This is a genomic window from Sphingobacterium sp. SG20118 (assembly GCF_044740685.1).
Taxonomy (GTDB): domain Bacteria; phylum Bacteroidota; class Bacteroidia; order Sphingobacteriales; family Sphingobacteriaceae; genus Sphingobacterium.
The window spans coordinates 689,601-701,533 of record NZ_CP172826.1; the positions used below are offsets into that span (position 1 = coordinate 689,601).

Annotated in this window: 13 protein-coding genes; 7 read left to right on the top strand and 6 right to left on the bottom strand. The window is 35.5% G+C overall.

Annotation, left to right across the window (positions count from 1 at the left end):
* Window positions 1-17: 17 nt before the first annotated feature.
* Window positions 18-797: a PASTA domain-containing protein gene (locus tag ACFX5U_RS03220; RefSeq protein WP_280570456.1), complete on the bottom strand. Its 780-nt coding sequence runs from the start codon at window positions 795-797 to the stop codon at window positions 18-20.
* 156 nt (window positions 798-953) lie between these two features.
* Between ACFX5U_RS03220 and ACFX5U_RS03225 the strand changes: the two genes are divergently transcribed.
* Window positions 954-1,217: a hypothetical protein gene (locus ACFX5U_RS03225; RefSeq protein ID WP_400262479.1), complete on the top strand. Its 264-nt coding sequence runs from the start codon at window positions 954-956 to the stop codon at window positions 1,215-1,217.
* Entirely contained in the window at window positions 1,201-1,959 is a 759-nt protein-coding gene (locus ACFX5U_RS03230) for an ATP-grasp domain-containing protein (protein WP_400262480.1), read from the top strand. The genes ACFX5U_RS03225 and ACFX5U_RS03230 overlap by 17 nt, the downstream gene beginning before the upstream one ends.
* Window positions 1,960-2,012: 53 nt before the next feature.
* Here the strand turns inward: ACFX5U_RS03230 and ACFX5U_RS03235 are convergent, their stop codons facing one another.
* The 3 genes from ACFX5U_RS03235 to ACFX5U_RS03245 all read right to left on the bottom strand — a co-directional run bounded on the left by ACFX5U_RS03235 (window position 2,013) and on the right by ACFX5U_RS03245 (window position 4,669).
* Window positions 2,013-3,197 carry a serine hydrolase gene (locus ACFX5U_RS03235; protein ID WP_400262481.1) on the bottom strand — a complete coding sequence of 395 codons (1,185 nt, stop codon included), beginning with the start codon at window positions 3,195-3,197 and terminating at the stop codon, window positions 2,013-2,015.
* Window positions 3,198-3,316: 119 nt separating this feature from the next.
* Window positions 3,317-3,811 (bottom strand): dihydrofolate reductase, encoded by a 495-nt coding sequence (locus ACFX5U_RS03240; protein ID WP_400262482.1) that lies wholly within the window; start codon window positions 3,809-3,811, stop codon window positions 3,317-3,319.
* Window positions 3,812-3,847: 36 nt separating this feature from the next.
* Window positions 3,848-4,669, bottom strand: coding sequence for a thymidylate synthase (locus ACFX5U_RS03245; RefSeq protein ID WP_038696214.1), 822 nt, complete (start codon window positions 4,667-4,669; stop codon window positions 3,848-3,850).
* 385 nt (window positions 4,670-5,054) lie between these two features.
* On the opposite strand from ACFX5U_RS03245, the gene mtaB reads away from it, so the two are divergent.
* Window positions 5,055-6,374, top strand: a complete 1,320-nt coding sequence (mtaB, locus tag ACFX5U_RS03250) for a tRNA (N(6)-L-threonylcarbamoyladenosine(37)-C(2))-methylthiotransferase MtaB (protein WP_280570446.1) — start codon at window positions 5,055-5,057, stop codon at window positions 6,372-6,374.
* 74 nt (window positions 6,375-6,448) lie between these two features.
* On the opposite strand, the gene ACFX5U_RS03255 is transcribed toward mtaB, so the two are convergent.
* Window positions 6,449-7,348: a DMT family transporter gene (locus ACFX5U_RS03255; protein WP_038696218.1), complete on the bottom strand. Its 900-nt coding sequence runs from the start codon at window positions 7,346-7,348 to the stop codon at window positions 6,449-6,451.
* A gap of 183 nt (window positions 7,349-7,531) precedes the next feature.
* On the opposite strand from ACFX5U_RS03255, the gene ACFX5U_RS03260 reads away from it, so the two are divergent.
* The 4 genes from ACFX5U_RS03260 to ACFX5U_RS03275 all read left to right on the top strand — a co-directional run bounded on the left by ACFX5U_RS03260 (window position 7,532) and on the right by ACFX5U_RS03275 (window position 10,347).
* The gene (locus ACFX5U_RS03260; RefSeq protein WP_280570443.1) at window positions 7,532-8,032 is read left to right on the top strand and encodes a C40 family peptidase; all 501 of its coding nucleotides are present in this window, start codon (window positions 7,532-7,534) and stop codon (window positions 8,030-8,032) included.
* Between the two features lie 181 nt (window positions 8,033-8,213).
* Entirely contained in the window at window positions 8,214-8,639 is a 426-nt protein-coding gene (locus ACFX5U_RS03265; protein ID WP_280570442.1) for a hypothetical protein, read from the top strand.
* Between the two features lie 135 nt (window positions 8,640-8,774).
* A complete protein-coding gene (locus ACFX5U_RS03270) occupies window positions 8,775-9,833 on the top strand; it encodes a metallophosphoesterase N-terminal domain-containing protein (RefSeq protein ID WP_400262483.1) in 1,059 nt (352 codons plus the stop codon).
* A gap of 46 nt (window positions 9,834-9,879) precedes the next feature.
* Window positions 9,880-10,347 (top strand): calcineurin-like phosphoesterase C-terminal domain-containing protein, encoded by a 468-nt coding sequence (locus ACFX5U_RS03275; RefSeq protein ID WP_400262484.1) that lies wholly within the window; start codon window positions 9,880-9,882, stop codon window positions 10,345-10,347.
* Window positions 10,348-10,590: 243 nt separating this feature from the next.
* Here ACFX5U_RS03275 and ACFX5U_RS03280 read toward each other — a convergent pair whose 3' ends face one another.
* Entirely contained in the window at window positions 10,591-11,910 is a 1,320-nt protein-coding gene (locus ACFX5U_RS03280) for a mechanosensitive ion channel family protein (protein WP_400262485.1), read from the bottom strand.
* Window positions 11,911-11,933 lie beyond the last annotated feature (23 nt).

The following is an 11,933-nucleotide window of genomic DNA, read 5'->3' on the forward strand; positions in this document are numbered from 1 at the left end:
TTTTTATTTTTTTCTAATTAGGGAGTTGTTGTTACTGGAATGCTATTCGATAGTGTCAGGTCTATTTTTGCACCTATACTGGTAATACCTACTTCCAAACCAGGTGATTGCGTAATGACTCGAGCAGTGCTCGTATCTGAAACGCCAATATCATAAGTCACTGTTCCTAGTGATAAACCGATACCCTGTAAAGCAAACCTTGCTTCTGCTACAGTTAAGCCAGATAAGTTTGGTATCTGTACTTCATTAGCACCTTGTCCATTACCTAGAATTAAATCTATTTTTGATCCTTTTGGAATCATTCTACCATCACGGATTGACTGTCCCGCAAATTGTGCATCTAAAACAATATCCCTTGCGATATCGGCGATGTAAGTGGTATCACCTATACGCAAATTATGATTTTTTAGTATAGAAGAGGCCTCAATTAATGTCTTGTCCTTAATTTTAGGAAATGCAATCTCCGGTGCTACCTCCGTAATAATTGTCAGGTAGATGGTACGGCCGCTTTTAACATGAAATTTTGCCTCTGGATCTTGTTCAATTACTAAACCTGGTTTAGCATCCATTTGATATACAGAGTCAATTTGATACTCCAAATTAGCATTTTCCAAAGCTGTAATAGCGGCGTTAATATGCAGGCCTTTTACAAGGGGCACATCGATTGATTCATCATGTTTCGTATAAACCTTTAAGCCTAAATATATAAATAGAAAAATTGCTGCAACAAATCCGATGGCAATAAGAAGGTTGTTTCTAAACGTATTCGTTCTTAAATATTGTAATATCTTTGACATTTATATTTCTTTAAAAAATCATTTTATACTATTCTCATCAAGCAAGATTAAAGCCATTATTTGTTTCGTTTATCCTACCAGCTAAATAATGAACAAAATTATTCGTTTTTCTGTGTATAGCAAATTATATTTGTTACAAGAATCACAATAATTTTTATGAAAACAAAAATAGCATTAATAACTGGAGGTTATACAGGCGAAGCAGAAGTTTCTTTCAAAAGTTCTGCATTTGTCTACTCGCAGCTGGATCAAGATAAGTATGATATCTATCAAATTACTATTACTCAGGATTCTTGGTTTTATGTGAGTGATTCTGGAATTAAGGTTCCGATAAACAAAGAAAATTTTACTTTAGCGCTTGATAATAGCATCATAAAATTTGATTTAGCATTTATTATGGTTCATGGTTTCCCCTGGTGAAGATGGTCGATTACAAAGCTATTTTGATTTAGTGGGCATGCCCTACTCATCATGCGATGCACTTACTTCAGCTCTAACGATGAATAAGGGCTATACAAAAGCTATTCTAGCAGATATCAGTGATTTGTACCTCGCAAAATCTGTCTTGTTATTTGAAGCGCAGCGCGCTGAAGGTGTTGCTCTTGTAGAAGAGAAATTAGCGTTGCCGTATTTTGTCAAACCAAATGCTGGTGGTAGTAGTATTGGCATGACGAAGGTAAAAGTAGCAGAAGAATTAAAAGAAGCTATTGATAAGGCATTTGATGCTGAAAATACAGGAAGTCAAGTTATTGTTGAAGAATTCGTTCATGGTCGTGAATTTTCTGAAGGTATTTATCGGAATATTGATGGTGAATTGATTGTACTTCCTGCCACGGAAGTTAAAACTACACGTGAGTTTTTTGATTTTGAGGCAAAATATATTCCAGGTTTAACGGAAGAAATAACTCCTGCAAGCCTAAATGAAGAGCAACAATTACGCATATCTAAGATACTGAAGGAAGTATATGTACGATTGAATTGTAAAGGAATGGTCCGTATTGATTTCTTTTTGGAAAACGATTCAGATAAGTTTTATTTTATTGAAATCAATACAATTCCAGGACAAACGCCGCAGAGTTTTATTCCGCAACAAGTAAGAGCGGCAGGTATAACAGAACAGGAGTTTTATGGGGAATTAATTGAAGTTGCTCTGAAAAGATAAAGACATATAGAAATAAAAAAAGGCTTATCAAATTATTGATAAGCCTTTTTTTATTATTTTCTAAAGTCGAACTTAGCGAGATTGGGTTTAAATTTTTTACTTCTCTTCAGCTCCTCTTGATAGATAAGCTGACCGATATTTTTCAGAAATGGATAGGTGACGGTTTCATATTCATAAACTCCGTCATTGTATATACCATTTTCATTAGATTGAATAACTACTGCTAATAAAAATTCAACACCATTTTCAAAATCAACGATATAGGCATTGTCAATGTTGTAGCCATATGAATCGCCATATTTATTGAAAATGCGCACATTAGCGTCTATTAAAGCATTTTTATATCGACCGTAAAAAAGTAATTTACTATACGCAGGCCAAAATTCGTTCGTGTCGTAATTCGGATAATCAGATTCAAATGGATACCTTGACATATAATCATATATAAGAGCATAGTCTTCTTTTGTTAATCTGAATCTGTCTTCACGATTGAATGCCTCTGGGAAAAGTAGCTTTTTCAAGACCAATTGTTGATCTTCTAGTGGGTAAACATTGAGGCCTTCAAAACTCCAGGGCTCATTAACAATTTCATCCTTATCATTCATATAGCCGACACCCTGAATTGTATTTTGAAGCAGAATAGGATAATCCTTTGGGTCAAATTGCGCTGCCTGATGATAGATGGTTTTTTGATTTTGGTAGAAAGTAATAGGATTGGTATGTTTAGCCCAGATACCTTTATCCCCAATTGCTAATCTGTTAACTATTCGACTATTTTTGGTTCCATGTTTTTTTAATTTACGATTGAGCTCAGCACGACCAATAAATTCATAGAGCCTATTTTGCGCATCATTATCACTGGTCAGTAAAATTTTTTTGATGTATTGTGCTACAGAAGGAAGTCCATTGGCGGCAGACTCATCGCGCAGTACAGTTGTTTGTTTTTCATAAGCTGAGTCGATACGTAACGGCGTGTCTTTTGATAATCCAGTTATGTTTAACTCATTTATTTTTTCTAAAGCTAAGATAGCTGTAGGTAATTTCACGGTACTGGCAGGGTAGAAGTACCAATTCGGATTTAATCTGTAGCTATAGGATGTAAAATGAGGAATATTGTTTTTGTCCCGATCAATCTGTGTATAAAGAATTTGAACTTCATTTTTAGTCGGGTGATCTAAAATATGTCGAAACAGCTCAGGATGACCTTGCAATAATTTTTCAAGGTAAACAGTGTCCATATTTTGAGCAAAAGAATTTGACATGATGCTGATACAAAAAAATGTTAGGTATTTGTACATGTTCTGTTAGTTCAAAAGTTGATTTATAACAAAGGCCTCCTAGTGTGGAAGCCTCTTTTTTATTTTCTTACATATACCTGAAAACTGTAGTCAAAAGCATGTTTTTCATCTTTCTCATGTTTGTCTTCACTTTCTAATGTCCATTCATGAGCTGGTAATTCAGGAAAGTATGCATCTCCATCAATCGTAGTATGCAGTCGCGTGAGTAGTACTCTATTGGCAAATGGTAAAGTTTGTTTAAAAATCTCACCTCCACCAATGATAAAAATTTCTCTTTCATCTCTACAATAATTCAATACTTCTTGAAAGCTATTGGCGATATCGACCTCATTTGATTTTGCTGTCATGTCGCGTGTTAGGATGATATTTCTACGGTCAGGAAGTGGTTTTCCTATAGATTCAAAAGTTTTTCTACCCATTACAACACTATGTTCTAATGTGTTTTTTTTGAAATACTTCAGATCATTGGGTAAATGCCAAGGCATTTTATTTCCTTTGCCGATTACATTGTTATCAGTAGCGGCTACGATTAATGTTATTTTTAGTTTGCTCATTTTATATTTTACACAATTGTATACGGATAATTGTACTTATACTGCTACTGGGGCTTTAATATGCGGATGTGATTCGTAATTCAACAATTCGAAGTCCTCAAATTTAAATTCGAAAATATCCTTTATCTCAGGATTGATTTTTAATTGAGGCAAAGGTTTGGGTTCACGACTCAATTGCAATGTTGTTTGTTCGAAGTGATTGCTGTAGATGTGGGCATCTCCTAGGGTGTGAATAAACTCGGCCGCTTCCATATCACAAACTTGTGCCACCATCATCGTTAACAAAGCATAAGAAGCAATGTTAAAAGGTACGCCTAAAAATATATCTGCACTTCTCTGATATAGTTGACAGGAAAGCTGTGGTTTCAAAATTCCGTTTTCAGGATCGGCAGGTGCCACATAAAATTGAAAAAAAGCATGGCAGGGAGGTAAAGCCATATTTTCAATTTCTGCTACATTCCATGCAGAAACAATGATTCTCCTTGAGTCCGGAGTAGTTTTTAATTGCTTGATTATTTTCTCAATTTGATCAATATGGCCACCATTAGGTGTTGGCCAAGAACGCCACTGTGACCCGTAAACAGGACCTAAATTGCCATTTTCATCAGCCCATTCATCCCAAATACTAACACCGTTATCTTTTAAATATTTGATATTTGTTTCACCTTTCAAAAACCAGATTAACTCATGTAATATAGATCTAAGGTGTAGCTTTTTTGTCGTGACAAGAGGAAATCCTTCTTTTAAATTGAAACGCATCTGATGTCCAAATACACTCTTAGTTCCTGTTCCTGTTCTGTCAGTTTTAGTCACCCCATTGGTATATACGTGTTGTAGTAAATCAAGATATTGTTTCATGTTACGGCTGCTTTTGTTGTGATTATTAAGTGGTTAAGTTTGTTTTCATAGCAATCATCTTAACCAACAGTATATTCATGTTTAAATTAATATACGAAGATAAGATATTTTCGAAGGATTTACGTCATCATAAAAAAAAGTGAGCAGGTGTCAGAGCACCATAAAGTTTTCTATAATTAACAGTAAAATGGTGCAAAGAATATATGAATTCACTCGGGATATAAAATTAAAGAGCATGCTTTTGACTGCACGGAATTTAGTGTGTTCTCTCTTGGTCCATCACTGCTTTTAGGATCATTAAAATCTCATAATTAGTGGAAAAGCGATTAAATCAGGATTAAGAATTTTCATTTGGTGCTTTTTGTTGTATTTTTGCAAAATCATTATGAGTAAAAAAGTAGCTTTCTATACCTTAGGATGTAAATTGAATTTTTCAGAAACATCCTCCATAGGTCGCGTCTTTCAAGACGCGGGTTATGAAACGACACCATTTAATAGTGCCGCAGATGTTTATGTTATTAATACATGTTCAGTAACCGATCATGCAGATAAGAAATGTCGTAAGGTGGTAAAGGAAGCACTCAAGTATTCACCAAACGCCTATATCACAATTGTTGGTTGTTATGCCCAATTAAAACCTGCTGAAATTGCCGAAATTCCAGGAGTAGATATGGTTTTAGGTGCAGCTGAGAAATTCAATATTATTGAACACATCAATGATTTGACAAAAAACGAAAAAGCAATCGTTCATAATGCACCTATTGATGAAACGAATCAATTTGTGTCAGCTTATTCCATTGGGGATCGTACGCGTACATTCTTGAAAGTTCAGGATGGTTGTGACTATTCTTGTACTTTTTGCACCATCCCTCTTGCGCGTGGTGCAAGTCGGTCGGGTAAAATCGATGATATTGTGCGTCAAGCAGAAGAAATTGCAGCCTCAGGTGTGAAAGAAATCGTACTTACAGGAGTTAATATTGGTGATTTTGGGATTCGTGATGGGCTAAGACAAGATAAATTCTTGGATCTTGTAAAAGCTTTGGATGAAGTACAAGGGATTGATCGTATTCGTATCTCCTCGATTGAACCTAATCTTTTAGCAAATGAGATTATCGAATTTGTAGCACAATCAAAACGTTTTGTCCCTCATTTTCATATGCCACTACAATCTGGTAATAATAAAGTGTTGAGTATGATGCGCCGCCGTTATAAGCGAGAACTTTATGCACAGCGTGTGGAGAAAATTAAACAATTAATGCCCGATTGTTGTATTGGAGTGGATGTAATTGTTGGATTCCCTGGTGAAACTCGTGAAGATTTTATCGATACTTACAATTTCTTGAATGAGATGGATATTTCTTATTTGCATGTGTTTACTTATTCCGAACGTGAGAATACGATAGCAGCGCAGATGGAAGGTGCTGTACCTGGATCTCAACGCAGTGAGCGGAGTAAGATGTTACACATTTTATCAGAGAAAAAACGTCGTGCTTTTTATGAAAAACAGCTGGATAAAGTGGGGGAGGTACTCTTTGAAAGTGACGAGAAGGAAGGCTTTATGCATGGGTTTTCTAAAAATTATGTAAAAGTACGTACAGCTTACGACCCTTTGTTGGTCAATGAAGTAGCCAACGTGAAATTCTTATCCATAACTGAAAATGGTGAAGTAGAAATAGAAGAATTGAAGGAACAGTTAGTTCACTAAGGTTTTGCAAAATAAAGAATATAAAAAAGGATCGGCTCAATTCCATTGGAATTGAGCCGATCCTTTTTTATCGATTATAATGTTGACTCTTTAGTTTTAGCATTCAGCCAGATAACAGTCGCTAATATCAGGATTACACCCAGCCATTGTATGGGGGTTACGGCCTCCTTTAGTATGAAGTAAGACATACAAACTGCTACTGGCAATTCTGCAGAACTTAAAATTCCACTTAATGAGTAACCAATCTTTGGAATCCCATAAGCAAAAAGAAGGGGTGGTATTACAGTTCCGAAAAAGGAAAGGATAAATCCAAAATGCCATATGCTATCGCCTAATGCTCCAGTGACTAAAAATGTGGGTGGAAATAGGCAGCAAATCATTATGCACGACCCTGTAACCATAAGAGCACTTTTTTGAATAGGGGGGTAGTCGTTTCCGACCCGTCCATTTACAATCAAAAATACGGCGTATGCGGTTGCTGCCAAAAGACCATATAGGATGCCAGTCCAATTGAGTTTATCAATCCCTTGTTCTATAAGGCCCGTCGCTAGCAAGGTTCCGACAAGAACAATAGCTATTCCAGTCAATTGACGGTTTGAAGGCTTATTTTTAAAGAAAATAAATTCAATTAAAGTACCGATCCAAATATATTGCATCAACAATACAATTGCCAAGGAGGCAGGTACCACTTGTACGCATTTATAATAAACAATGCTAACTAAGCCTGTAGAGATGCCACTGATGACTATTTTCCATTTATTAGTTTTCTTAACATAAGCTTGATTCACTTTAGGGCTGAATAGTTGGATGAACCCATATACCATCCATAAGATGAGCATACCAAATATGGCTTGTACACCCGTAACTTGTCCTAACGTATAATCTTGGGCATATGCTTTTTTGACAAATGTGGATAACAGCCCGAAACTGCTAGCCCCCACAAATACCGCAATTGCCCCCTTTAATTTTTCCATATGAATTTTTTACCGATTTGGACAAAATTACAATTTGCAGAGGTATAAGAAGAACCAGACGAGTGTTTGGCTGTTAAATATGGTTTTATTACATTTGATTAACAATTTATCTTTTTTATCATGGCTCTACAGCGCATTTTCTTATTTTTTATTAGTCTCGTATTTTTCTTGAGCAGTTGTTCCGTGAATAAAAAAGTAGCTGGTTCAGGAGGGAAAAATAGAGTGTTGACTGATGCCAGTGAGGCAAGAGGAAAGAATTATAGCAAAAGCTCTCTAGAAAGTTATGCCGATTTACTTCAAGTGAAGAAAAAAGAACTCAATCCTAATTTGTACTCTTTTATCGATGATTGGATGGGCATACCACATCGCATGGGCGGTGGTACAAAACGCGGAGTAGATTGCTCAGGGTTTGTCAATATCCTTTATCTAAAAGTATATCAGGAGGATTTACCTCGCTCTTCACGAGATATGAGTGTTGCGGTTAAGAAAAAGAGAAATTCGCAACTTAAGGAAGGAGATTTGGTATTTTTCTCATTTGGCGGACGTAATGTGGATCATGTAGGGGTTTATCTTCATAATAATAAATTTGTACATGTATCAACTAAAAAGGGGGTTATTATCTCCGATTTGTCAGATTCTTGGTATGCTAAATATTTTAAAAATGCAGGGACACCCAAATCCTAAACAGTGATAGTATTTGAATTCCCTTTTTTGTGTCAAATAATGGATAAAACTTTATAAAACTATTTTTATCCTTATTTTTGTCAAAAATAAAGTAAAGATGAGTATCAAGGGTAAAAAGATTTTTTTGGCATTATGTATTGTTGTACCATTTCTAATGTATTGTGTTTATTACTACAGTAACATGATTAGTAATGCACCTTTCCGTTTTACAGATTTCCAATCTGTAGTCTTTCGGTACGGCGAGCCTAATCATTTGGATAATCAATATGACTCCAATACTGGTATCTTTCAATATGTAACCAAGTCTAATGAAATCGAGAAGGATACGGTACGCATGAGTAAAGACGATTTACTTTACTTACACCGTAAAGCGCAAGAGTTAGGTTTTTGGAATCTCGATGATGATATGACAGGTCCTGAAGCAAAGCAAAACCCAGAGAACGCTACTATTCCTCGTTATTATTTAGAACTGAATTACAAAGACAAATCTAAAAAAGTAACCATGGATGCGGATTTTGCGGGCAACCCCAAAATGCGGGATGCTGGTAAATCCATGATTGATGAAGTCAATAGGATTTTAGCCTCAGCGCAATCTAGATCAAATTAAAAAAAATCAGTAAGATATTATAAAGGGAATCATTCGATTCCCTTTATTTGTTAAATTAATGGTTTGTTAACGATATGGTTGTTATTCATTCACATTAGAGCAGTAGCTTCGCCCTAAACTTTGTAACAAATCCAAATGAAAAATATTTTTGCTGTTGCTGCAGCTATGTCCTTGAGTTACTATGCTAGTGCTCAAGAAATCGCGAAAGGTATTGTTTTTAATGATATCAATAAGAATGGTGTTTTAGATAGAAATGAGATGGGGATACCCCATGTTTCAGTTAGTAATGGTGTAGATGTCGTTCAAACAGATGCTAAAGGACGCTATAAGCTAGCAGTTGCTAAGGATAACATTATCTTTGTTATCAAACCTTCCAACTTTGGATTACAACTGAACAAGAGTCACGAACCTCAGTTCTACTACATTCATAAACCTGAAGGTAGTCCAAATTTGAAATATAGTGGCGTTTCGCCAACTGGAAAATTGCCAAAAGAGATTAACTTTGCATTGACTGCTCAGCCCGAAGCCAAAGAATTTTCTGCTTTTGTGTTTGGGGATCCTCAAGCTTATAATATGGCAGAGATGGATTACTTTAAACGAGGAATCATTGATCGGATAGCGAATAAAAAGGAAGCTGCATTTGGTATCAGTCTTGGCGATTTAGTTGGCGATGATCTGTCTTTACATCCGGCATATAAAAGTACCATTTCATTAATGGGATTACCTTGGTTCAATGTAATTGGAAATCACGATTTAAATTACGATACGAAGGAAGATCGATATTCAGATGAAGCTTTCGAAGCGTCATTTGGTCCTGCAACATATTCCTTTAATTATGGTAATGCTCATTTTTTGATCATCGACAATATCATTTATCCCAATCCAGATACAGGCAAAGGATACAAGGGAGGTTTACGTCAAGATCAGTTAGATTTTATTGCCAATGATTTGAAATTTGTTCCTAAAGACAAACTAATCGTCTTAGCTTTTCATATTCCACTAGAACATGATAATCCTGCTGTATTCCGTGCGGCGGATCGTGACCGTTTATTTGATATCTTAAGTGAGTATCCGCACACATTGTCTTTATCAGCGCATACACATTATCAACAGCATAATTTTTTCGGAAATAAGGAAGGGTGGAAGCAAGAAAAACCTCATCATGAATATAATGTAGGAAACCACCTCTGGTGACTGGTACTCTGGAGAATATGATGCTGATGGTATACCCCAATCGACCATGCGCGACGGTACTCCAAAAGGATATGCGATGCTCCATGTTAAGGATAATCAATATAGTTTTGATTATAAAGTGGTTGGAAAAGAATCATCATATCAAATAGCGCTTTCAGGGCCAAGTGTTGTTGATCAAAAATATGTGCAACGCTACCCAATTTATGCCAATTTCTTTATCGGCAAAAGCGATGATCAGGTACAATACCGTATAAATGATGGAGAATGGAAAGATATGAAGCATGTGAAAGAAGTCGATCCATCTTTCGATGATAGTGTCAATCAATTTGATTTGGCAATTAGTTACAAAGAAGGGCGAAGACCATCAGATGGTACAGTATCTCCTCATTTATGGAAATTGAAATTACCGAAGCTAAATGCAGGTAACTATAAAATTGAAATTAAAGCAACGGATATGTTTAATCGCATTCATACAGCAGTGAAAGAAATCCAAGTTGTCAATCACGTTAAATAACTAATCACTCTAAAAATATCGTAAGCAACCTTTAATAGGTTGCTTTTTTTATGAAAGTTATTGAAAGTTTAAACATTACTTAAGGCTGGCTTAATATGGCAATTCTATATTTGTATCAGAGTAATTTTTGATTCATATAGTAAGGGTTAATGTGGGATCTGTTGGGAAACATGTCCAAAATTTAGTTTGTTTTTTAAGAAGAAAGGTAATCTTGGAGAAGATTACCTTTTCTTTTTTTTTACCTTATTTTTCTTGATCGATTTTGATACGTAAATTTCGCAGATCATCGGAAGCGGGGCTTTCGAAGACTTCTAGCTTGAAGAAGGTAATCGCGGCAAATAAGTGATCAAATAAATCCGAACGTATCCCTTCGTAGATCTCAAATCGAGTATCATTTGTGAAAACGTAAATTTCTAAAGGTACACCATGCTCTGTCGGATCCATTTGCCGGACCATACTGATCATTTCTTTATGCATATTTGGGTTCTGCCTTATGTAAGCAGTAATATAAGCTCTAAATAATCCGATATTAGTCATTTTACGACCATTTACAGGCATTGTCTGGTCGGCTTGACTCTTGATGTTGTATTCGTTAATTTCTAATCTTCGCTGCTCTATAAAAGGTTTTAGAAGTTTGATTTTTTCTAAATCCATTATTTCTTCCTCCGTCATAAAACGGATCGTGGAGATTTTAATATTTATCGCACGTTTTATTCTCCGTCCACCAGAGGTTTGCATACCCCTATAATTTTTAAAAGAATCGATAAGTAACGTGTGTGTGGGTATCGTGGTGATGGTTTTGTCGAAATTTTGAACCTTTACATTATTCAAGTTTATTTCGATGACAGATCCATCTGCATTATGTTTTGGCATTTCGATCCAATCTCCTACACGTATCGAATCATTAGCAGACACTGATATACTTGCAACAAACCCTAGGATTGTATCCTTAAAAACTAAAATTAATACGGCTGAGGCTGCTCCCAAAGAAACTAAAAAAGTCTTGGGTGAAATTCCTGTTAATATAGAAAAGATGATTGTTCCACCGATGCAGATTAAGACAATTTGAGCAACTTGTAAGTAACTTTCTAATGGTTTGTCAGCAAAGCTTTTCCGGGTTTTTAAAATATCGCGTATGATTTTTAAAGCAGAATGGATAATGGCCATAATGATTAAAACGAGCAATACTTCAATCCCTTTGTTGATTGCTTTTAACCAGTTTGGAAAACCTAAAAAGATAATGGGGCTAATCTGTTGAGCAATGAAGAGGGGAATAAAATGACTGATGTATTTTAGGGTCTTGTTTTTGATTAAATGATCATCAATTACATTTTTTGACTTTGTGATAAATCGAGTTACCAGTGTAAGGACTACTTTACGCGTAATAAAGTCAATCGTTAATAAGATAATAATAACGATTAGTAATAAGAATAGAGAATTTATCGTATGTGACCATTCGCTATTAAAACCTGCTTGAAGAAACTTTTGGTATGACCAATCATAAATTTTTGATTGGGACTGCTTATTGATTTTCTCTAATAAGTCGGTAGACGGTAATTGCATGTGCAAATATAAAAAAAGCCATT

What these genes read in the sequence shown, in the direction of transcription:
- ACFX5U_RS03230 (WP_400262480.1), top strand. Translation starts at nt 1,201, where the DNA reads ATGGTTTCCCCTGGTGAAGATGGTCGATTACAAAGCTATTTTGATTTA.
- ACFX5U_RS03265 (WP_280570442.1), top strand. Translation starts at nt 8,214, where the DNA reads ATGATTAGTAATGCACCTTTCCGTTTTACAGATTTCCAATCTGTAGTC.
- ACFX5U_RS03235 (WP_400262481.1), bottom strand. Translation starts at nt 3,197, where the DNA reads ATGGACACTGTTTACCTTGAAAAATTATTGCAAGGTCATCCTGAGCTG.
- ACFX5U_RS03245 (WP_038696214.1), bottom strand. Translation starts at nt 4,669, where the DNA reads ATGAAACAATATCTTGATTTACTACAACACGTATATACCAATGGGGTG.
- ACFX5U_RS03225 (WP_400262479.1), top strand. Translation starts at nt 954, where the DNA reads ATGAAAACAAAAATAGCATTAATAACTGGAGGTTATACAGGCGAAGCA.
- ACFX5U_RS03270 (WP_400262483.1), top strand. Translation starts at nt 8,775, where the DNA reads ATGAAAAATATTTTTGCTGTTGCTGCAGCTATGTCCTTGAGTTACTAT.
- ACFX5U_RS03275 (WP_400262484.1), top strand. Translation starts at nt 9,880, where the DNA reads ATGCGCGACGGTACTCCAAAAGGATATGCGATGCTCCATGTTAAGGAT.
- mtaB (WP_280570446.1), top strand. Translation starts at nt 5,055, where the DNA reads ATGAGTAAAAAAGTAGCTTTCTATACCTTAGGATGTAAATTGAATTTT.
- ACFX5U_RS03255 (WP_038696218.1), bottom strand. Translation starts at nt 7,348, where the DNA reads ATGGAAAAATTAAAGGGGGCAATTGCGGTATTTGTGGGGGCTAGCAGT.
- ACFX5U_RS03280 (WP_400262485.1), bottom strand. Translation starts at nt 11,910, where the DNA reads ATGCAATTACCGTCTACCGACTTATTAGAGAAAATCAATAAGCAGTCC.
- ACFX5U_RS03240 (WP_400262482.1), bottom strand. Translation starts at nt 3,811, where the DNA reads ATGAGCAAACTAAAAATAACATTAATCGTAGCCGCTACTGATAACAAT.
- ACFX5U_RS03220 (WP_280570456.1), bottom strand. Translation starts at nt 797, where the DNA reads ATGTCAAAGATATTACAATATTTAAGAACGAATACGTTTAGAAACAAC.